This is a genomic window from Bifidobacterium asteroides, from assembly GCF_048001765.1.
Classification (GTDB): domain Bacteria; phylum Actinomycetota; class Actinomycetes; order Actinomycetales; family Bifidobacteriaceae; genus Bombiscardovia; species Bombiscardovia asteroides_K.
This window is the reverse complement of record NZ_CP181447.1, coordinates 22,867-44,504: the sequence shown is the minus strand read 5'-3', so window position 1 is coordinate 44,504 and position 21,638 is coordinate 22,867. Positions and strand designations below refer to the sequence as shown.

Below are 21,638 nucleotides of genomic sequence, written 5' to 3'. Positions count from 1 at the left end.
GGATATGGCCTAGGGCCGAGCGACCGCCACCCAGATGGGAGCGATCCTTTATGAAAGCACTGAAGACAAAAGACCTGGTCAACGTCGGCATTTTCACGGCCCTCTACTTCGTCAGCATGGCGGTGGGCAACTTCATCACCGTCTTCCTGGCTGGCCTGGTCATGCCCGGTCTGTCCTCCCTCTTTATCCCCGCTGTGGTGGGGCTGGTCTCCGGCCCGGTCTACATGCTGATGATCCGCCGGGTGCCCAGGTTCGGGGCCATCACCATCGTCGGCGTCATCATGGGCCTATTCCTGCTGGTCTTCGGCCACTTCGCCCTCTCCTTCATCCCCTACGCCTTCTGCGGCCTGCTGGCTGACCTGGTTCAGTCCTCGCTCAGGGAGAGCCGCCCCAACCTGGCCCGCTACCTGAGCTACGTCATCCTCACCTTCGGCTGCACCGGCCCCGTCCTACCCCTCTGGTTCATGAAGGACGCCTATGTGGCCAGCCTAGTCCGCCGCGGCAAGAGCCAGGAGTACATCAACGGGGTCTTCGCACCCATCACCGGAGCCACTTTCCTGGTCTGCATCCTGGCCACCCTGGTCGGCGCCCTGCTCGGGGCATGGATAGGCGCCCGGATCGTCGACCGGCATTTCAACCGGATACCCGCCAAGCAATGAGGCCCATCTCCATCTACACCAGATTCCTGCTGGTCATCTTCGCCAACGCCCTGATTTTCGTCACCCTCCCCACTCCGCTGGTCCTGGCCATCAACATCTACTTCTGCAGCTTCCAGGTCATCGTGGGCAGAGTGAGGAAGGGCCAGGCCTGGCTTCTGGTCTGTCTGGTCTTCGCCCTGGGCGCCTCCCTGGCCATGGTCTTTCCCGAGAACCTGCCGGGGCATTACCTGCTCTTCCTCTTCATCGGCGTGGGCAGGATCCTCCCCCTGGTGCTGGTTGCGGCCTTCATGATGGGCACCACCAAGGTCTCGGAGCTGGTTTACCTGCTGCGCAGGATCCACGCCCCCCAGTGGCTGGTCATCCCCGTCAGTGTCCTCTTCCGCTTCTTCCCGACCGTCAGGCACGACTATGCCCAGATCAGGCGGGCCATGAAATTCAGGGGGATCGCGGTCACCACCGGCGACATGGTCAGGCATCCGATGCGAACCATGGAGTACATCTACGTCCCCCTGCTCAATAACGCCACCAATGTGGCCTCCGACCTGACCTCGGCCGCCCTGACCAGGGGGATCGGCGACCCCGGGCCCAAGACCTCCATCCAACGGATTGCCTTCACCAGACTGGATGCGCTCATGTGTGCCCTGGGTCTGGTCCTTATGGGATGTGGAGCCTATGTTGCAATGTTCCAGGCTTAGCTTCACCTACGAGGGCGCCAGCCAGCCTTCCCTCCAGGAGGTCTCCTGCCGGATGGGCCAGGGACGGCTGACCGTGATCACCGGGCCGAGCGGTTGCGGCAAGACCACCCTGTCCAGGGTCATCAACGGCCTGATTCCCGAACTCTACGAGGGCAAGCTGGAGGGGGAGTGCCTGATCGGGGGCGAACCCACCACGGCCCGGCCCATCTACCGGCTTTCGGAACAGGTGGGGTCGGTCTTCCAGAACCCCAAGACCCAGTTCTTCACCACCGACGTCCGCAGCGAACTGGCCTTCCCCCTGGAGAACACCGGGGTCCAGCCGGAAGCCATCCGTGAGCGTATAGATCAGGTGGCCGACCTCTTCGGCATCGCCCCACTCATGGACCGAGACATCTTCTCCCTGTCCGGGGGCGAGAAGCAGATGATCGCCATCGCCTCCTCCTGCATGATGGACCCGCAGATTCTGGTCCTGGACGAGCCCTCCGGCAACCTGGACGTCGAAGCAGTGGCCAGCCTGGCGCAGATCCTAGGCCGCTTGAAGGACCGGGGCCTGACCATTGTCCTGATCGAGCACCGCCTCTACTATTTGGACGGCCTTGCCGACGACTTTCTGGTCATGAAGGACGGCAGACTGGCGGAGCACCTGACCCCGGCCGCCATGAGAAGACTCGACGGCCCAAGTCGCCAGGCCATGGGGCTGCGGGCCCTGAATCTGGACGCGACCGAGAATGCGAGCGCCCCAGCCAGGGTCACTACCGAGAAGACCCCCGACCTCTTGCGGGTCAGGAACCTAACCTATGCCTACCACCACGACCAGGATCCTGCCCTGGATGTGGACGACCTGACCCTGTCCAGCGACGACATCACCGGCATCATCGGCCGCAACGGTGCCGGCAAGAGCACCTTCGCCTCCGTCCTGACCGGACTGCTCAAGCCTGGCGACAGGTCGGAGATCAGCCTGAATGGGACGAAGCAGACCGTCAGGGAGCGCGTCGAGGACTCCTATATGGTCTTCCAGGATGTCAACTACCAGCTCTTCAGCGAGACCGTGGAGGGCGAGATGCTCCTTGGAGCCAGGCGGACCGACCTCTTCGAGGAAGTAGCGCGAAAGCTGGACCTGGAGCGGCTCCTGGGCCGGCACCCCAACACCCTCTCCGGCGGGGAGAAGCAGCGGGTGGCCATCGCGGCCGCCATACTGTCGGGCAAGCGCCTGGTGGTGCTGGACGAGCCCACCAGCGGCCTGGACCTGCTCCACATGAACCAGGTGACCGGGATGATCCGCTACATGCGCTTCCTGGGGGTCATGGTGATCGTCATCTCACACGACCAGGAGTTCCTGGCCCAGACCTGCCAGCGGTTCATCACCTTCCGCCAGGGCAGACCGGTCAGGGACAGCCGCAAACTGGGCAACCTCCTGCAAGCCCTCTGAACCTCCGAACCCTTGCAGGGTCGGTGAACATGACGCCTCCCGGCAGGCGGTTCTCCTGTGCTCCGGACCCCGCGAACGTATACAGTAGTGGGGAAAAGAGCATCAGGAGGGCGTCCCTTGCGTCGGACGACCCCGCCGCACAGCCAGGGTTATGAGAGGGCATGATGGGCTATATCGACGTCATCGGAGAGACGAAGCGGTATGTGACCGGCGAGACGACCATCGTGGCCAACAATGAGGTCACCTTCTCCATCGAGAAGGGCGAGCTGGTGGTCATCCTCGGCGCCTCGGGCGCGGGCAAGTCGACCGTGCTGAACATTCTGGGCGGCATGGACACCTGCAACGAGGGCCAGGTGATCGTGGACGGGAAGGATATCGCCGGCTACGACGCCCGGCAGCTGACCACCTACCGCCGTTACGACGTGGGCTTCGTCTTCCAGTTCTACAACCTGGTGGCCAACCTGACCGCCAGGGAGAATGTGGAACTGGCCTCGGAGATCGTGGACGATGCCGCCGACCCGGTCCAGACCCTGGTCGACGTGGGCCTGGGCGACCGGATCGACAACTTCCCCGCCCAGCTTTCCGGCGGCGAGCAGCAGCGTGTGGCCATCGCCCGGGCCGTGGCCAAGAACCCCAAGATCCTGCTCTGCGACGAACCCACCGGGGCCCTGGACTACCGGACCGGCAAGCAGGTGCTTCGCATCCTCCAAGACCAGTGCCGCAAGAATGGCGCTACCGTGGTCATCGTCACCCACAACGCGGCCATCGCCCCCATCGCCGACAGGGTCATCCGCATGCACGACGCCCGGGTCCAGGCCGTGCAGACCAATGACAGCCCCGAAGACATCGAAAACGTGGAGTGGTGAGGATGCAGCCCGTCAGGAAGGTGCTCTGGCACGACATCCGGGTCTCCCTGCGCAAGTCCCTGGGACGGTTCATCTCCATCGTCTGTCTGGTGGCGCTGGGCTCCTTCGCCCTGGTCGGACTGAGCGTAACCGGGCCGGACATGCGGCAGGCCGGCAACGCCTACCTGTCCAGCCACCATCTGGCCGATCTGATGGTCATCAGCAGCTACGGGCTGGATCAGGAGGACCGGGATGCCATCGACACCGCCCCGGGCAACTCGGGCATCGAATACGGGTATCTGAAGGATGTGGTGCTCAAGGGGACCGACAAGAGCCTGCGCATCTACTCCGCCCCCGACCGGATCTCCACCTACGAGCTGGTCGACGGATCCATGCCGGCCAGGCCTGACCAGGTGGCGGTCGACACGGCCCTGGCCGGGAGCCACCCCATTGGCAGCAGCATCCAGGTGGATGAGAAGGCCGACCAGCTGGGCAGGAAGGTCTTGAGGCACCACAAGCTGCGCGTGGTGGGCACGGTCAGGTCGACTGAGATCCTGAGCAAGGTCAACATGGGCCCTTCCACGGCCGGATCCGGTTCCCTGGACTCCTACGCTGTGACCACACCTAAAGCCTTCGACTCGGACGAGTACATGATCGCCCGCCTGACTTTCAAGGACCTGGACCGGATCCGGGACCACTATTCCGACCAGTACATCCAGGCCTTGCAGACCCACAAGGACGACCTGAACAGGATTCTGTCAGGACGCCCCACCGCCAGACTGAACGCCATCAAGGCTCCTCTGCAGAAGCAGCTGGACCAGGGGCAGGATCAGGTGGACCAGTCCAGAAAGGAACTCGAAGGGAACAGGCAGCAGCTGGACCAGGCCAGGAAGGATCTGGACCAGGGTGCCCAGAGCATCCAGTCCGCCAAGAACCAACTGGCCGCCAGGACGGTGCAGGCCCAGGCGGCAATTGACCAAGGGCAGCAGGAGGTGGATCTGAGCTCGGCCGAACTGGCCAGAAAGCAAAAACAGTACCAGTCCTCCGCCAGCCAGGTGGACCAGGGCAGGCAGCAGGCCGACCAGGGACAGCAGGCCATCGACCAGGGACAGGCCAAACTTGATAGTTCCCGCCAGCAGCTGGAGGGCGGCAAGGCCCAAGCCGACCAGGCTGTAGCCCAGGCCCAGGAAGCCCAGAAGCAATGCAGACAGGGCATAGCACAAGTCAGCGGCCTCATTCAGGCCATCGACGCCCAGCTGGCCGCCCCCGGGCTGACCCCCCAGCAGCAGGACGAGCTCAACCGCAGAAAGGCCGGACTCCAGGTCCAGCTGGCCGAGCTCAACCAGCAGTCACCGCAAATCGACGCACTGGTAGCCAAGGCCAAGGCGGGCCGCGATGCCTTCATGACCAACCAGTACACCCCCGGCATGTCCCAGATTGCGGCCAACCAGTACACCCTGGACGCAAAACGCCAGGAACTGAGCCAAGCAAGAGCCAAGGTGGAGGAGGGCGAGCGCCAGCTGGCCCAGGGTAAAGCCCAACTTGATCAGGGCTCCGCACAGCTGGCCCAGGGCAGGGCCAAGCTAGCCCAGGCCCGGCAGCAGCTGGCCAGCAGCCGTGCCTCAGCCCAGGGGCAGATCGACCAGGCCCAGGCCATCCTGGACCAGAAAACCGCGGAGTACCAGACCAAACTGGGCAAGTTCAACAGGGAGAGCCCGGACGCCCAGAAGAGGATCGACGACTCCCAGGAAAAGCTGAACAAGGCGGCCGACCAGCTGAGCCGACTGGAAAAGCCGGTCTACGCCCTGGACTCACGCCGTGAAGCGCCCGGCTCGGAGGGCTACAAGGTCTACGCCTCCGTCTCCTTCATCGTGGACTCGCTGGCCAAGGTCTTCCCCTACTTCATGTACCTGGTGGCCGCCCTGGTCACCTTCACCACCATGACGCGCTTTGTGGACGAGGAACGGATCAACGCCGGAACGCTCAAGGCCCTGGGCTACAGGGACCGGGATGTCATGGCCAAGTTCCTGGTCTATGGCGGAGCGGCCTCGGCCCTGGGCGCCCTCCTCGGCATCATCACCGGCCACACCCTCCTGCCCTGGATCGTCTACCAGGCCTATGCCCACGCCTTCGACATGCCGCCCATCCACTACGGCTTCCACCTGCCCATCACCCTCTTGGCCTGCCTGCTGGCCTTCCTGAGCGCCGTGGTTCCGGCCTTCCTGAGCGCCTGGCGGGAGCTGCGCGAGAAGCCGTCGGCGCTGCTCCTGCCAAAGCCGCCCAGCGCCGGTTCGAAGATCTTCCTGGAGCACATCCCCCTGATATGGAACCGGCTCAACTTCACCCACAAGGTCACCGCCCGGAACATCTTCCGCTACAAGCAGCGGATGCTGATGACCATCTTCGGGGTTTGCGGATCGGTGGCCCTGCTGATGGCAGGATTCGGCGTGCAGGGATCCATCTCGGCCATCAACGAGCACCAGTTCGGCCAAGTCATTCGCTACGACCTGATCGCCGCCGAGAACAGTCAGGCCACATCCGACCAGCGCCAATCCATCAAAAAACGACTGGAAAAGCCCGATGTGAGCCGCTCCCTGAACGTGCGTTACGAGGAGATGAGCAAGACGGCCGGCCACAACGCCGACAAGCAGTCCATCACCATGATCGCGCCGGCCAGCGCCGAGCACCTGGACGACTTCATCCGCATGGACACCCGGTCGGGGCACAAGCCCCTGAGCCTCAGGGGCGACGGCGTGATCCTCTCCGAACGGATCGCCCAGCTGACAGGGACCAAGGCCGGCGACAGGATCACCCTGCAGGATTCAGGCGGCAGGGACAGGACCATGCGAGTGGACGGCATCTGTGAGATGTACCTGGGGCACTTCGTCTTCATGAGCCCATCGGCCTACAGGACCGTCTTCCACCAGGACTTCTCGCCCAACGCCCATCTGGTCACCTTCAAGGACTCGAGCGCGGAGAACACCAGAAGGCAGGCCGCCTCCTTCATGCGGATCGACGGAATCCAGGGGGTGGTGCAGAACACGACCCTGATGAGCCAGATCGACACCGTGGTCAGGTCCCTGAACATGATCATGCAGGTGCTGATCATCGTGGCCACCCTGCTGGCCCTGGTCATCCTCTACAACCTGACCAACCTGAACGTGGAGGAACGGATCCGCGAGCTGAGCACCATCAAGGTGCTGGGCTTCTACGACCGCGAGGTGACCATGTACATATACCGGGAGACCATCCTCCTTTCGGCTATCGGCGTCCTGGCCGGGTACGGGTTCGGGGCCTGGCTGCACCACTACATCATCACCACCGTCCCGCCGGACAACGTCCTCTTTGACCCCTCCATCAGCTGGGTGGCCTTCGTCGTGCCCCTGGTCATGATCACGGTCATCACGGCCGGCCTGGGCTGGATGGTCAACAACAAGCTCAAGCATGTGGACATGCTGGAGGCCCTCAAGTCGGTGGACTAGGCCATATCGGCATTTACCCATGCTGATGGCGTAAGCTGGCACTCCAAGGGTCCATAAGTCCATGCCATTAAAGCCATTGAGAATCCAGAAAGCGGAGGACGACGGTGCTGCAGATCGAACACATCTCCAAACAATATAAAACAGGGGACTTCGTCCAGCAGGCCTTGAATGATGTCAGCGTCAACCTGCGCGACAACGAGTTCGTGGCCATCCTGGGCCCCTCCGGCTCCGGCAAGACCACGCTGCTCAACATCATCGGCGGGCTGGACCGCTACGACCAGGGCGACCTGATCATCAACGGCACCTCCACCAAAAAGTACAAGGACCGCGACTGGGACTCCTACCGCAACCACACCGTGGGCTTCGTCTTCCAGAGCTACAACCTGATTCCACACCAGAGCATCCTGTCCAACGTGGAGCTGGCCCTGACCATCTCGGGCGTGCATCGGCAGGAGCGGCGGGAGCGGGCCAGGAAGGCCCTGGAGCAGGTTGGGCTGGGCCAGCATGTGAACAAGCGGCCCAACCAGCTCTCGGGCGGGCAGATGCAGCGGGTGGCCATCGCCAGGGCCCTGGTCAACAACCCCCGCATCCTCCTGGCCGACGAGCCCACCGGAGCCCTGGACTCGGAGACCTCCATCCAGATTATGGACCTGCTCAAGGAGGTGGCCCAGGACCGGCTGGTGGTCATGGTCACCCACAACCCCGAGCTGGCCCACCAGTACGCCACCAGGATTGTGGAGCTGCACGACGGATCGGTGATCAGCGACTCCGACCCCCTGCCCGACGACCAGGTGCCCATCCGCCGGGCCCGCCACCGCACCTTCGGCAAGGCCTCCATGGGCCTGCTGACTTCACTATCTCTGAGTTTCAACAATCTTCGGACCAAGAAGGCCCGAACCGCACTCACAGCCTTCGCTGGATCCATCGGCATCATCGGCATCGCCCTGATCCTGTCGGTGTCCACCGGAGTCAACCGCTACATCGACAGGGTGCAGCGGGAGACCATGACCTCCTACCCCATCACCATTCAGGAGCAGTCCTTCGACCTGAACAAGATAGTGGACTCTGCCCAGGAATCCCAGAAGGAGGCCAAGGCCCACAAGGATCTCAAGGCCATTCAGCCGGACGACTCCAGCATCAAGGGGGCCTCCAGCCTGACCAGCAGCATCACTCAGAACAATCTGACAGACTTCAAAAAATACTTGGATAATCCCAAGAGCGAGATCCACCAGTACGTGGGGTCCGTGGGCATCCAGTACTCCTACGCCACCAAGTTCGCGGTCTTCGGGCACGACCAGGACGGTAAGCTGGTCTCTGCAGACAAGGTGACCATGAACGGGCAGGACGATGCCAGCTCCACCGCCAGCCAGATGGCCACGGCCAACACCGACAGCGACATGGGTGACATCCAGTCCATGCAGATGTCCTACCTGACCGGCAAGACCGAAAAGAACAAGGCCCCGGAGATCTTTGGCGAGATCATGCCCGGGGCCGATGCCAAGACCACCATCAGCAAGGTGGTGACCGACAACTACCAGGTGGTGAACGGCACCTGGCCCAAGGCCAAGGATCAGGTGGTCCTGGTGTTGGACAAGAACAACCAGATGCCCGTCACCAGCCTCTACAAGCTGGGCATCCTCCCCTCCAGCCAGTACACCGACATGATGAACAAGCTCAACAGCGGGCAGGAGGTCAAGGTCGATACCAAGCCCATCGAATACGCCAAGGCCATGGACCAAAAGCTCTCCCTGGTGCCCGCCGCGAGCCAATATGCCAAGGGGACCGACGGCCACTACCACTACATCGGCGACAGCACCGACCAGATGACCAAGGCCGCCGACCAAGGCCTGCAGCTGCACATCGTCGGCATCGTTCGCCCCAACCAAGGAGCCAAGGCCACACCACTCAAGGTGGGCGTTGGATATACCCGCCAGCTGACCGATTATCTGATCGACCAGGCCAAGACCAGCCCCATCGTCACCGACCAGGAGGCCGACCAGGGCCACAGCGTCCTCAACGGGATGGCCTTCGCCCCTGCCGACGATGCCGCCAAGGCCAACGACGCCAAGGCCTACATCGCATCCCTGGGCGTCAGCCAGAAGGCCAGCATGGCCCAGGAGATCATGAAGGGTTCGGCAGCCATGGCCAGCCAGGAAGCCCAGGGCCGGGCCAGGGCCGCTGCAAGAGCCCAAGGTTCTGCAGGCATCCCCACGGGGGCCTCAGCCGAGCAGCAGACGGCCCAGGCCTTCGACCAGTACATCGCTACCGCCCCGCAGGACGCCCTGGTCGCCATCTACAACCAGTACGTCTCCACCGGCACCTACGCCGACAACCTGAGCGACTTCGGCCTGATCTCCCGGGATGCCCCCTCCCGCATCAGCATCTATACGGACAGCTTCGAGAACAAGAATTCCGTGGGCGATGCCATCAAGCACTACAACGACAAGGCCGCAGAGAAGAACAGGATCGTCTATACCGACTACGTGGGCCTGATGATGAATTCGGTCACCACCATCATCAACGTCATCACCTATGTGCTGATAGCCTTCGTCGGAGTCTCGCTGGTGGTCTCCTCCATCATGATCGGCATCATCACCTACATATCCGTCCTGGAGCGGACCAAGGAGATCGGCATCCTGCGTGCCATGGGCGCTTCCAAGCGGAACGTCTCCAACGTCTTCAACGCCGAGACCGGCCTCATCGGACTTCTGGCGGGCCTGCTGGGAGTGGGCATCACCCTGCTGCTGATCATTCCGGCCAACAGCATCATGCACCACTTCATGGGCACTACCGAGGTGAATGCAGCCCTGCCTGCCTCGGGCGGCGTGGCTCTGGTCATTCTGAGCGTGATCCTGACCCTGATCGGCGGCCTGATTCCCTCACGGAAGGCGGCCAAGCAGGATCCTGCCACTGCCTTGCGCACCGAGTGACACTGGCAAAGAAGTGAATTCCCGCACAGTCGGGCCCTAAGGACGGTCACTCTTTACTCGGGAATGCCATAATGAACCCCGTGAATGAGCAACCCAATCAGATGACAGATCCACAGAACAGACAGCCCCTCTTCCCCGGACGGGCCTTCATCAGCACCGTCCTGGACGTGGTCGAGAGCAAGAAGACCATGAGCGGCGCCCTGACCGGCAAGTACATGCAGCGGGCCACCATGGCCGGCCTCTTTGTGGGTATCTTCTTCACGGCCTTCTTCGTCATCATGGGCCAGGCCGGCCAGAACCCCGCTGACCACGGCCTGATCCTAGCAGGCCGGGTCCTGGCAGCGACCACCTTCGGCTGGGCCCTGGTCCTGATCTACTACACCAACTCCGAGCTGCTGACCTCCAACATGATGGTGGTCACCATAGGCGCCTATCACAAGCGTCTGGGCTGGCTGGCCTCCCTGCGGATCCTGGTCCTCTGCCTTCTGGGCAACCTGGCCGGAGCCCTGATTGTGGCCGTCATCCTGCGATTCTCATCCATCGTCAGCGGTCCCACCCTGGATCAGATGCTGGCGGCTGCGACAACCAAGATCGGCTATGTCTCCGGTGGTCCCATGGGGTTCGCCGACCTCTTCGTGCGCGGCATCCTGTGCAACTTCTGCATCAACATCGCCATGCTTATGGTCTACAACGGCAAGCTTTCCAACGACTTCACCAAGTGCATCATCATGGTCGTGGCCGTCTTCGTCTTCGCCTTCTGTGGGTTTGAGCACTCGATAGCGGATTCGGCCCTTTTCCTCATCCTGGGCGTCTTCGGGCGGGTCAACGCCTGGAAGGCAATCCTGGTGGTCCTGGTGGCCATGCTGGGCAACTACATAGGCGGCGGCATCCTGATCGGTCTGAATTTCGCCACCATGAACGACGAGCGCCACTTCAAGGCCTGATAGCCCTCCCGCCTGCTGCCGTCCCCCGCTCACCGAGATCTCAGACATACTTACGAGCCTGAGCGAAGACACCTATCATGAAGAAACTCAAAGGCCTATGTACAGGCAGAAAGCGAAGGTTCATGATGAGCGAGACTGAAACGGCAGCCAATAAGTCCCTGGTGCAGGAGTTCTACGATCAGGTCTTCTGCCGGGGAGACACCAGCAACCTCGATAGGTTCATGCGGGACGACTACATTCAGCACAACCCCACCTGCGCCGACGGGAAGGCGGGCTTCCTGGAGTTCATCAAGGGCTTCCTGTCCCTGGGCCCGCAAATCGAAATCATCAAGCTGAACGGCGAGGACGACATGGTCTATGTCTTCTTCAAGTGCACGCTGAAGAACGGCCATGTCAACAAGGTTTGCGACATCTACCGGCTGCAGGACGGCCAGCTGGCCGAGCACTGGGACATCATCGAGCACAACGTGGAAGACGTTCAGTCCCGCAACAATAACGGCCTCTTCTGACCTCCAGCGAGATAAGAAAGAGTGAAAGCATGCTGGGCCGGGAGAAGACCGTGATCGCTCCAGGACATGGAAGCTTTTCAAACTGAGTCCAAAATTCTCCTTGACCATCCAGACGCCTGCAACATTGATATGGTCAGTTAAGACGAATCCAGTTGTTTCCATGCCGTTTTGCTGACCATGTAATCGCGGTCTGCCCGGCAATATATTTGTGCGGAAGGAAACGCACACCTGCATCCATGGCTGTCTTCACAATGGCCCGGGCCCCGCGGTCCCCTGGTGATCAACATTGGCCGGCCAGGGTCACTCGGGAGGCCCGGAATCCTGTCCGTCCCAGATTTATGTATGCACAATGTCCTCCTTACCATTGGCAGTCAAGCCCGATCATCCGTCCCTGACTATTCAGTTTGTCTGATTACTCAAGCAGGTTGCCGCGCAGGGCCTCCACCTGGTCTGGTCCGAACCCTAGAGCCTGCTGGGCATAGGCGAAGACATCGCCATAGGCGTCGATCATGAGTTGGCGGGCGTAAATCAGATATTCCTTCTTGACATAAAGTGCAACCGCCAGTGCATCCAGTGAATCCTGGTCGAAGCCTTTTGCCCGGAACTGGTCCAGCAGCTGGTTGTTGGCCGCGACCCTCTCCTGGTTGGTCTTCAGGTAGTCCGCGAATATCTGGTCGTCGTCCACCTCCAGCAGCCAGAGCACCAGGGCCGCGGCGAACCCGGTCCGGTCCTTGCCGGCGAAGCAGTGGAAGAGCGTGGCCCCCTGGGTGTTGTCCACGACGATGCGCAGGAAGCGCCCAAAACCTTTCTGAGCGCCTGGATTCAAGACCATGTCGTGGTAGGTACCCAGCATATGGTCATTGACCCGATCGACCGAACCTATGGAGGCGAAGTCGTCCAAGCTGGTATTGCGGGCACCAATCATACCCAGCAGATCGATGTTGGTGAAGGTGATGCCTTCAATTGGATCATCGGGGCTCTCCTGTATCTCGAAGGGCCGGCGGAAGTCCACGACCTGCGTCACATGGTAGCGGTCTACCAAATCCCTCCTGGTCTCCTCGTCCAGGCCGACCAGCTGCCCTGACCGGATGAACCTGTGGGGGCGGACCCGGCGGCCATGGATGGTCCGCATGCCACCCAGATCCCGGAAATTGGTGATGTTCATCGACGACCTCCTCTAATACGTTTCTCTTCCATCAAGGCCACTAGGCCCAGAAGCACAACTGCGCAGACAATGGCGATATACAGCACGATAAAAGTATCATTCCAACCATGCAGCACATGCCCCAACACGGTCAGCCCATCGGACGAGGAGTCTGCGATTTTGGCCAGCAGGACCTTGGCGGTGGAATCACCGAACAGGTAGGCGAACGCACCGACCATGCCGCCGGACAGCACATTGGCCCGCTTGGGAATCTGATTGAGCATGGAGATGTTTATCAACATCTGGGGGCCGAAGATGAACATGCCCAGGAAGAAGAGCGAGATGTAAATGACCACAGGGGTGCGGCCCAGCTGGTAGCCTGCCATTCCGAGTGGCAGGCAGATGGCGCAAAGCGTGGATACCAAGGCAGGCCTGCCGCCCAGGAAGTCAGACACCACTCCCCAGAGAAGGCATCCGATTAGAGCACCCATCTCGAAATAGAAGATGGTCCGCGCGCCCACTTGATTGCTGAAATGCAGCTGCTCAGTCACACGCAGAGGCGCCCAGTTGTCGATGCCGATACGGATCAGATAGACAAAAACGTTGCTGACGCAAAGCACCCAAACCCAAGGGTTGGAGAGCAGGTACCGGCGGAAAATTTGCCAAGTGGTATCGTCATGCGACTCTTTGTCTTCCTGCTTGACAGGCTCATCGAAGATCTTCTCTGAAGGTTCCCACCCGAGATCCTCAGGCCGGTTCTTGCCAACCAGGAAGCACATAATAGCCACAAGAAGCGCCACTACACCAGGGACGATAAACATCCCGGCTACCTTGCCTCCGAAGAAGGTTTGGGCACACCAGATGGCAAACACTCCAGCCAAGCCACCGCCAATATTGTGGGAAGCGTTCCAAACACCCAAATAACGGCCGTAGGTCGTCTTCGTCGTCCAGTTAGAGATCACCGTCGCGCAGCTTGGGCCGCCGGCGCACTGAAAGACCCCGTTCAAGGCCCATAGAACGATCAACCAACCCATAGGTACATGACTTAAGGTGAAGAGGAAACCGATGCAAATGACCACGATAGACGAGCAGAAAAGCATAATTGATGCAATCTTCTTGTTGTCTTTGCCTGTGACCAGGTATCCCACAACGATTTTTCCGATTCCATAGACAACGGAGAAAACAAAACCAATTACGCCCAACTGCTGGGTTGTAATGCCCAACTGCTGCTTCATCAAGGGCTGTGCCGCTTTAAAATTATTTCGAACAAGATACATGGTAATGTACAGAATGATGACCATCAGATATGGTTTCATGAACTCACGGAACCAGAGATGTCGTTGTTCGGTTACCGGTATGGTCGCCTTCGGCACATGTTTGTCCAAATGGATATCGAATATCCTGCCAGCCATCTAATACCTCCCTGTATATGGTGGGCAACAGCTGACATTTTACTTATTTGCTTTAACGTTTTATGTATTGACACACAAGGGTTTTGAGACACTGCCTAAAACATGTAAAAACTACAGTCCCCAGAGAAGTTTCATTGACAGCACCGGGCGCCTCACCGATAAGACACGACCTGAAGGTTATTGGACAGTGTATTGGCTACTGTTTTGATCCCGATCGGCGGTGTAAGCGGCTATTAATGGCTCTTTAAAGTATCGTATGAGCCGGAGTATCATAAGTTGCTCGACGTTAGTTTCACTTTTCTTGTCTATTGCATAGCGAGAACACTAGCTGAGATCTGATAAGGCGGGGCCAGCATGTGCTTCTTGGCTGTACGGCAGCATAAGGCTCCTTGATATAGCTGAAATACTCTAAGGGATAGAGGCCCGTGTGCAGACAGAATGTGTTTTGTAGGGGTGTACGCCCGGATATACAAGTAAAGGCCTCTGGTGACTTATGTCATCAGAGGCCTTTCAACGTGTTGTGGCGGCGGTGTGCTACTCTCCCACACTCTTCCGGGTGCAGTACCATTGCCGTGCTGGGTCTTAGCTTCCGGGTTCGGAATGGGACCGGGCGTCTCCCCCAGGCCATGACCGCCGCGAATCTTCAATTTCATCCATCCCCTTCATGCGAAGGGCATGGGGTCTTCTGGTGGTTCGGGGACCGGATGGTGGACGCGTGTTCCGTGTTCGATCGCCTGTGGCCGTCGTGCATATTGCCGCAGGTCGTATCCGCAGTATGGTTGATGCCGCCACCCCTCAAGGGGTGGGTGTTGTGTTGTCCTCGACCATTAGTGCCGGTCGGCTCCGCCCCTTGCGGGGTGTCCACGTCCGGTCTATCGACCATGTGTTCTGCATGGGGTCTTCAGAAGCTTTGAGGCTTCATGGAATCCTTATCTTGGAGGGGGCTTCCCGCTTAGATGCTTTCAGCGGTTATCCCATCCGAACGTAGCCAACCGGCCGTGCCGCTGGCGCGACAACCGGCATACCAGAGGTTCGTCCACCCAGGTCCTCTCGTACTATGGGCAGGGCTCCTCAAGATTCCAACGAGCGCAGAGGATAGAGACCAAACTGTCTCACGACGTTCTGAACCCAGCTCGCGTGCCGCTTTAATCGGCGAACGGCCGAACCCTTGGGACCTGCTCCAGCCCCAGGATGCGACGAGCCGACATCGAGGTGCCAAACCATCCCGTCGATATGGACTCTTGGGGATGATCAGCCTGTTATCCCCGGGGTACCTTTTATCCGTTGAGCGATGCCGCGTCCGTACGCCGGCACCGGATCACTATCTCCGACTTTCGTCCCTGCTCGACCCGTCGGTCTCGCAGTCAAGCTCCCTTGTGCGATTGCACTCAACACCCGATTGCCAACCGGGCTGAGGGAACCCTTGGGCGCCTCCGTTACTCTTTGGGAGGCAACCGCCCCAGTTAAACTACCCGCCAGGCACTGTCCCTGGCCGGGATGACCGGCCGAGGTTAGAGGCCAGATGAGGACAGAGCGGTATTTCACATTCCGGCTCCACGGATGCTGGCGCACCCGCTTCGAAGCCTCCCGCCTATGCTACACAGTCCGCACCTAACGCCAATACCAAGGTATAGTAAAGGTCCCGGGGTCTTTTCGTCCTTCTGCGCTTAACGAGCATCTTTACTCGTACTGCAATTTCGCCGAGCTCCTGGTCGAGACAGTGGGGAAGTCGTTACGCCATTCGTGCAGGTCGGAACTTACCCGACAAGGAATTTCGCTACCTTAGGATGGTTATAGTTACCACCGCCGTTTACCGGGGCTTGAATTCACCGCTGCCCCCTCCGAAGAGGGATGACGGATCCTCTTAACCTTCCGGCACCGGGCAGGCGTCAGTGCATATACAGCGACTTACGTCTTCGCATGCACCTGTGTTTTTGGTAAACAGTCGCTACCCCCTGGTCTGTGCCGCCCCAGCCGGCTCCGCGCGCAAGGCGCATCACCGGCCGGGGCCTCCCTTATACCGAAGGCACGGGAGTGATTTGCCGAGTTCCTTGACCAGGATTCGCTCGATCGCTTTGGTATACTCTACCTGACCACCAGTGTCGGTTTGGGGTACGGGCGGCGCCACTCCTCACGCCGAAGCTTTTCTCGACGGAACGGCACACCGGATTCGGGGCACAAGACCCCCCATCATCACACCTCGCGCTCATGCCGGGCGGATTTGCCTGCCCGACGCGCCGCATGCTTGACCACGGATAACCACCACCGCGGCCCGGCTCCCGTTCCGTGTCACTCCCGCGCTACCCGCCACGCATCCACACGCCGGTCCCATGCCATCGGACGGTCCGAAGACCGCCACCCGACACAGGTAAGGGCATGCTTCCACGTCTTGGATTGGACGGCTTGACGCCGGTAGGAGAATATCGACTCCTTCATCCATTCGACTACGCCTGTCGGCCTCGCCTTAGGACCCGACTCACCCGGGGACGACGAACGTGGCCCCGGAACCCTTGGTCATCCAGCGGACGGGATTCTCACCCGCCTCTCGCTACTCATGTCTGCATTCTCACTTCCACGCGGTCCACGGCCGGCTCACGCCGCCGCTTCGCCCCACGCGGAACGCTCTCCTACCCAGCACAGCGAACTGCGCTGCCGCGTCTTCGGTGGCGTGCTTGAGCCCCGCTACATTATCGGCGCGGAACCACTAGACCAGTGAGCTGTTACGCACTCTTTCAAGGATGGCTGCTTCTGAGCCAACCTCCTGGCTGTCTATGCGACTCCACATCCTTTCCCACTTAGCACGCGCTTGGGGACCTTAGACGACGATCTGGGCTGTCTCCCTCTCGACGACGGAGCTTATCCCCCGCCGACTCACTGCCGCGATACACCTCACACGTATTCGGAGTTTGGCTGCTGTCGGTACCCGATACGGGCCCTCAAGCATCCAGTAGCTCTACCCCATGGAGGCACTCACGCGACGCTGCACCGAAATGCATTTCGGAGAGAACCAGCTATCACGGAATTTGATTGGCCTTTCACCCCTAGCCCCAGGTCATCGGCCCGGTTTTCAACCCAGGTCCGTTCGGTCCTCCACGCGGTCTTACCCGCGCTTCAACCTGCCCAGGGCTAGATCATCCCGCTTCGGGTCCAGGACACGCGACTGGAAACGCCCTTATCGGACTCGCTTTCGCTACGGCTGCCCCACACGGGTTAGCCTCGCCACGCACCACTGACTCGCAGACTCATTTTTCGATAGGCACGCCGTCACCCCGAAGGGCTCCGACGGATTGTAGGCACACGGTTTCAGAAACTCTTTCACTCCCCTCCCGGGGTGCTTTTCACCTTTCCCTCACGGTACTCGTACGCTATCGGTCAGACAGGAATATTCAGGCTTACCCCACGGTCGGGGCCGATTCACACGGGATTCCACGAGTCCCGCGCTACTTGGGAACAAGAACCGGCAGGCGGCGCGCCTTCGGCTACGGGGCCATCACCCTCTACGGCCGGGAATTCAATCCCGTTCGCCTCACACGCCGCTTTATCACTGCCGCCGGGCCCGTCGGAGCCCGGACGCCAAGTCCCACAACACCCATGCCGCAACCCCCGACGGGTATCACACGGCACCGGTTTGGCCATCATCCGCTTTCGCTCGCCACTACTCACGGAATATCCTTTCCTGCAGGTACTGAGATGTTTCACTTCCCTGCGTACCCCCCGCACGAATGCGGTGCCGGCCCATCACGGCCGGCGGGTTACCCCATTCGGACACCCTCGGATCAAAGCCCTGTCGGCGGCTCCCCGAGGCCTATCGCGGCCCCACGCGTCCTTCATCGGTCCTGTCTGCCAAGGCATCCACCATGCGCCCTTGCCGACAACACGACCACAGGCCATGCCACGACAACAACAACTGCGAACTGCCAGACGACAAATCATCACACTAAACGATCACAAAACGATCGACCCGAACCCACTCAAAAATAGGCTCGGACGAAACAATACAGCAGACAACCGGCCCGAAAGCCGGCCATCCGCTCGCGTCCACTATCCAGTTCTCAAACCACCAGCACACCGACAGGACCCGACGCGGGACAAACCCCACGCAGGAACCCGACGGGCATCGGGAACACCACCCACAAGGGTGGCGGTCCGGGAACCCAACAGCGCATCCATGCCACAGCCTCAAGACCGTTCCACGCCAGCACGCCCACACCATCCGGCCGACCGGCCGGACCCGCAGGCACGACCCCCACGCATCACACGCAGGGGATTTCCAAAATCTCCGTAGAAAGGAGGTGATCCAGCCGCACCTTCCGGTACGGCTACCTTGTTACGACTTAGTCCCAATCGCGGACCTCACCTTAGACGGCTCCCCCCCAAACGGGTTGGGCCACCGGCTTCGGGTGCTGCCCACTTTCATGACTTGACGGGCGGTGTGTACAAGGCCCGGGAACGCATTCACCGCGGCGTTGCTGATCCGCGATTACTAGCGACTCCGCCTTCACGGAGCCGGGTTGCAGGCTCCGATCCGAACTGAGACCGGTTTTCAGGGATCCGCTCCATGTCACCATGTCGCATCCCGTTGTACCGGCCATTGTAGCATGCGTGAAGCCCTGGACGTAAGGGGCATGATGATCTGACGTCATCCCCACCTTCCTCCGGGTTAACCCCGGCGGTCCCCCGTGAGTTCCCGGCATGACCCGCTGGCAACACGAGGCGAGGGTTGCGCTCGTTGCGGGACTTGACCCAACATCTCACGACACGAGCTGACGACGACCATGCACCACCTGTGAACCGGCCCCGAAGGGAAGCCGCGTCTCCGCGGCCGTCCGGCACATGTCAAGCCCAGGTAAGGTTCTTCGCGTTGCATCGAATTAATCCGCATGCTCCGCCGCTTGTGCGGGCCCCCGTCAATTTCTTTGAGTTTTAGCCTTGCGGCCGTACTCCCCAGGCGGGATGCTTAACGCGTTAGCTCCGACACGGAACCCGTGGAACGGGCCCCACATCCAGCATCCACCGTTTACGGCGTGGACTACCAGGGTATCTAATCCTGTTCGCTCCCCACGCTTTCGCTCCTCAGCGTCAGTGACGGCCCAGAGACCTGCCTTCGCCATCGGTGTTCTTCCCGATATCTACACATTCCACCGTTACACCGGGAATTCCAGTCTCCCCTACCGCACTCCAGTCCGCCCGTACCCGGCGCCGATCCACCGTTAAGCGATGGACTTTCACACCAGACGCGACGAACCGCCTACGAGCTCTTTACGCCCAATAAATCCGGATAACGCTTGCACCCTACGTATTACCGCGGCTGCTGGCACGTAGTTAGCCGGTGCTTATTCGAAAGGTACACTCACTCTCGCTTGCTCCCAATCAAAAGCGGTTTACAACCCGAAGGCCGTCATCCCGCACGCGGCGTCGCTGCATCAGGCTTTCGCCCATTGTGCAATATTCCCCACTGCTGCCTCCCGTAGGAGTCTGGGCCGTATCTCAGTCCCAATGTGGCCGGTCGCCCTCTCAGGCCGGCTACCCGTCGAAGCCTTGGCAGGCCATCACCCCGCCAACAAGCTGATAGGACGCGACCCCATCCCATGCCGGTAAACCCTTTCCCACACCATCATGCGACAGCGCGGAGCATCCGGCATTACCACCCGTTTCCAGGAGCTATTCCGAAGCATGGGGCAGGTTGGTCACGCATTACTCACCCGTTCGCCACTCTCACCAGGCAGCAAGCTGCCCGGATCCCGTTCGACTTGCATGTGTTAAGCACGCCGCCAGCGTTCATCCTGAGCCAGAATCAAACCCTCCACAAAAAACCATGAAGAAGGCCGAAACAGCCCACATCAATAATTGACGGGCCGGCTTCCATAAGGAGGAAACCAACCCACGAAAAACCCCGACACCCCTCACAACGCTCCCACGTACCCGACAACAGCCGGGCGGGCATCGGACTGGCAATCAAAAAGCTATAAGTAGCACAAACACGCTCTTGAGTTCTCAAACCACCACCACACCAACAGCTCCAAGCCCTCCGAAGAGTTCTCATCACTGCCGGGCAGCAAGATGTAAACTTACACGAAGTTGGGTTATCCCGCAAATTGGCATAGAAAAATATCGAAGGAACCCAATGATTCCGGGAATTCTACGGCGTGTCGATTTTCATCGACATAGTCCCCGCTTCATCGACCTTCGTCAATCCAGGAACCCCGCACGCTCTTCAGCGAGGCTCAAACCAATATCTTCAATGATTAATATTAGTAGATTTCGCCACGCGCAGCATGTATTTACACCATGCGGATGGGCACTAGCGGCAAGGCAGCCCCTGCTTATCAATAGAGCGCTACAGGCAGAGGGATTTAACCGTTGCCGCGAACCGTTCTGGTTCATCCCACTGTGGGCAATGCCCGGACCGGTCAAAACGGATAAACCGATGCGGGCTCTTCAACCCATCTGCGAACCGCTCAACCAGACTGCCCGGCAGATGACGGTCATACTTGCCGCTAATGAAATAGACAGGGGCTCCGAAAGAAGTCTGCCCGCTGAAATCGACCTGCTCCAGCTCGGCATCCAAGCGAGCGCGGGATTGAGCCACCCCCTTGGCATGATTGAGCAGACGCGACCAATTGTAGTAGGACGAGCGCAGGTAGGTCATGATCCGTCCCAGGGATCCAAACAGCATGGCAGCCCCGCCACGAGACAGCAGCTCATTGATCATCAGCACCATGTCGGCGGCCCCGCTCTCTCTGCTGACGATCGAACCGAGCCGGGGACCCAAACTCTGTTGCCCCCACTGCCGTCTTAAACGAAGAGCAGCGCGCATGCTGACGACCTGCCCGAGGCCGATGTAGCAACGGACCAGTGAGGGATACCGCTTCACCATCTCCAAACCTAGGACGCTGCCCCAGGAATGACCGATGAGAATCACGGAATCCTGTCCGTAGGCTCGAAGCAGCTTCAGCACGAACTGGTGAACATCTTCGACCATCGAATCGATGGTCACCACCTCGTCAGGCGCAAAAGGATGGTAAGACAGCCCGCTGCCCCGCTGGTCCAGGTTGATAAAGCGGAAATCGCGCTCCAAGGCCGCGTTGTAGCGCATGGTCAGCGGAATACAGGCATCGCCCGGACCACCATGGAGGTAAAGGATAATAGGGGCACGGCGAGGGGCCGGATTCATCGAGAAGACCAGACGCGTACCGTTGATTTGCGTCCTATACAGGCGAGAGCGACTGGGAACTACGTCGGCACGACTAGTCATAGAGTTATTTTATCCGCGTCTGTATCAGTACCTTTATATTTTGTCTTATGACCGCCGGCACTCCTTCCCTGAGGTACGGAACCGGGGAGATTCAATTGTGATATAACCCATTTCTTCAAGAGTTGTCCTGCATCATCGCCATTCCGGACGACCCCGTCCTGGCAATTTGGCCGTTCGCTGTAAAAGGAGACTGCTTCATATGTGCCCCACCAAGCCGACCCAGACGAAAACAGTCCTCATCACTCGTAAATACAAGTCGTAAATCGATTCAGGTTATGCGGCAAATTCGACAGTTCGCGTATGTACAGCCACAGAAACACGTCATGAATGTTTA

The 21,638-nt window shown here is 60.0% G+C and carries 11 protein-coding genes and 3 rRNA genes; 8 read left to right on the top strand and 6 right to left on the bottom strand.

The genetic code is table 11. The annotated features are described in order from the left end of the window. Nucleotides 1-50 precede the first annotated feature (50 nt). The 8 genes from ACNAOV_RS00145 (at nucleotide 51) to ACNAOV_RS00110 (ending at nucleotide 11,493) form a co-directional block, all read left to right on the top strand. Entirely contained in the window at nucleotides 51-659 is a 609-nt protein-coding gene (locus ACNAOV_RS00145; RefSeq protein ID WP_101431750.1) for an MptD family putative ECF transporter S component, read from the top strand. After that, nucleotides 656-1,354: an energy-coupling factor transporter transmembrane component T gene (locus ACNAOV_RS00140; RefSeq protein ID WP_416517454.1), complete on the top strand. Its 699-nt coding sequence runs from the start codon at nucleotides 656-658 to the stop codon at nucleotides 1,352-1,354. Before ACNAOV_RS00145 ends, ACNAOV_RS00140 begins: the two co-directional genes overlap by 4 nt. Next, the gene (locus ACNAOV_RS00135; protein WP_416517453.1) at nucleotides 1,332-2,783 is read left to right on the top strand and encodes an ABC transporter ATP-binding protein; all 1,452 of its coding nucleotides are present in this window, start codon (nucleotides 1,332-1,334) and stop codon (nucleotides 2,781-2,783) included. Before ACNAOV_RS00140 ends, ACNAOV_RS00135 begins: the two co-directional genes overlap by 23 nt. A gap of 164 nt (nucleotides 2,784-2,947) precedes the next feature. After that, nucleotides 2,948-3,649: an ABC transporter ATP-binding protein gene (locus tag ACNAOV_RS00130; RefSeq protein ID WP_198216729.1), complete on the top strand. Its 702-nt coding sequence runs from the start codon at nucleotides 2,948-2,950 to the stop codon at nucleotides 3,647-3,649. Nucleotides 3,650-3,651: 2 nt separating this feature from the next. Beyond that, nucleotides 3,652-7,110: an FtsX-like permease family protein gene (locus tag ACNAOV_RS00125; protein ID WP_416517452.1), complete on the top strand. Its 3,459-nt coding sequence runs from the start codon at nucleotides 3,652-3,654 to the stop codon at nucleotides 7,108-7,110. A 104-nt stretch (nucleotides 7,111-7,214) separates the two neighbouring features. After that, nucleotides 7,215-10,040 carry an ATP-binding cassette domain-containing protein gene (locus ACNAOV_RS00120; protein ID WP_416517451.1) on the top strand — a complete coding sequence of 942 codons (2,826 nt, stop codon included), beginning with the start codon at nucleotides 7,215-7,217 and terminating at the stop codon, nucleotides 10,038-10,040. 101 nt (nucleotides 10,041-10,141) lie between these two features. Then, entirely contained in the window at nucleotides 10,142-10,984 is an 843-nt protein-coding gene (locus ACNAOV_RS00115) for a formate/nitrite transporter family protein (protein ID WP_416517450.1), read from the top strand. A gap of 125 nt (nucleotides 10,985-11,109) precedes the next feature. After that, the gene (locus ACNAOV_RS00110) at nucleotides 11,110-11,493 is read left to right on the top strand and encodes a nuclear transport factor 2 family protein (protein ID WP_416517449.1); all 384 of its coding nucleotides are present in this window, start codon (nucleotides 11,110-11,112) and stop codon (nucleotides 11,491-11,493) included. Nucleotides 11,494-11,905: 412 nt separating this feature from the next. On the opposite strand, the gene ACNAOV_RS00105 is transcribed toward ACNAOV_RS00110, so the two are convergent. From ACNAOV_RS00105 to ACNAOV_RS00080, 6 genes are all read right to left on the bottom strand, one after another. Continuing rightward, complete coding sequence (locus ACNAOV_RS00105; RefSeq protein WP_416517448.1) at nucleotides 11,906-12,658, bottom strand: tyrosine-protein phosphatase; 753 nt, start codon at nucleotides 12,656-12,658, stop codon at nucleotides 11,906-11,908. Next, nucleotides 12,655-14,049 carry a hexose-6-phosphate:phosphate antiporter gene (uhpT, locus tag ACNAOV_RS00100; RefSeq protein WP_416517447.1) on the bottom strand — a complete coding sequence of 465 codons (1,395 nt, stop codon included), beginning with the start codon at nucleotides 14,047-14,049 and terminating at the stop codon, nucleotides 12,655-12,657. The genes ACNAOV_RS00105 and uhpT overlap by 4 nt, the downstream gene beginning before the upstream one ends. A 521-nt stretch (nucleotides 14,050-14,570) precedes the next feature. Continuing rightward, a 5S ribosomal RNA gene (rrf, locus tag ACNAOV_RS00095) occupies nucleotides 14,571-14,687 on the bottom strand. A 170-nt stretch (nucleotides 14,688-14,857) separates the two neighbouring features. Further along, nucleotides 14,858-17,928 (bottom strand): 23S ribosomal RNA (locus tag ACNAOV_RS00090). Between the two features lie 406 nt (nucleotides 17,929-18,334). Beyond that, nucleotides 18,335-19,859 (bottom strand): 16S ribosomal RNA (locus ACNAOV_RS00085). The 16S, 23S and 5S rRNA genes sit together here, the layout of an rRNA operon. A 527-nt stretch (nucleotides 19,860-20,386) precedes the next feature. Then, nucleotides 20,387-21,304 carry an alpha/beta fold hydrolase gene (locus ACNAOV_RS00080; RefSeq protein ID WP_416517446.1) on the bottom strand — a complete coding sequence of 306 codons (918 nt, stop codon included), beginning with the start codon at nucleotides 21,302-21,304 and terminating at the stop codon, nucleotides 20,387-20,389. Nucleotides 21,305-21,638 lie beyond the last annotated feature (334 nt).

Coding starts and splice junctions, on each gene's coding strand:
- ACNAOV_RS00140 (WP_416517454.1), top strand. CDS start 656: ATGAGGCCCATCTCCATCTACACCAGATTCCTGCTGGTCATCTTCGCC.
- ACNAOV_RS00135 (WP_416517453.1), top strand. CDS start 1,332: ATGTTGCAATGTTCCAGGCTTAGCTTCACCTACGAGGGCGCCAGCCAG.
- uhpT (WP_416517447.1), bottom strand. CDS start 14,049: ATGGCTGGCAGGATATTCGATATCCATTTGGACAAACATGTGCCGAAG.
- ACNAOV_RS00105 (WP_416517448.1), bottom strand. CDS start 12,658: ATGAACATCACCAATTTCCGGGATCTGGGTGGCATGCGGACCATCCAT.
- ACNAOV_RS00110 (WP_416517449.1), top strand. CDS start 11,110: ATGAGCGAGACTGAAACGGCAGCCAATAAGTCCCTGGTGCAGGAGTTC.
- ACNAOV_RS00145 (WP_101431750.1), top strand. CDS start 51: ATGAAAGCACTGAAGACAAAAGACCTGGTCAACGTCGGCATTTTCACG.
- ACNAOV_RS00115 (WP_416517450.1), top strand. CDS start 10,142: ATGACAGATCCACAGAACAGACAGCCCCTCTTCCCCGGACGGGCCTTC.
- ACNAOV_RS00080 (WP_416517446.1), bottom strand. CDS start 21,304: ATGACTAGTCGTGCCGACGTAGTTCCCAGTCGCTCTCGCCTGTATAGG.
- ACNAOV_RS00125 (WP_416517452.1), top strand. CDS start 3,652: ATGCAGCCCGTCAGGAAGGTGCTCTGGCACGACATCCGGGTCTCCCTG.
- ACNAOV_RS00130 (WP_198216729.1), top strand. CDS start 2,948: ATGGGCTATATCGACGTCATCGGAGAGACGAAGCGGTATGTGACCGGC.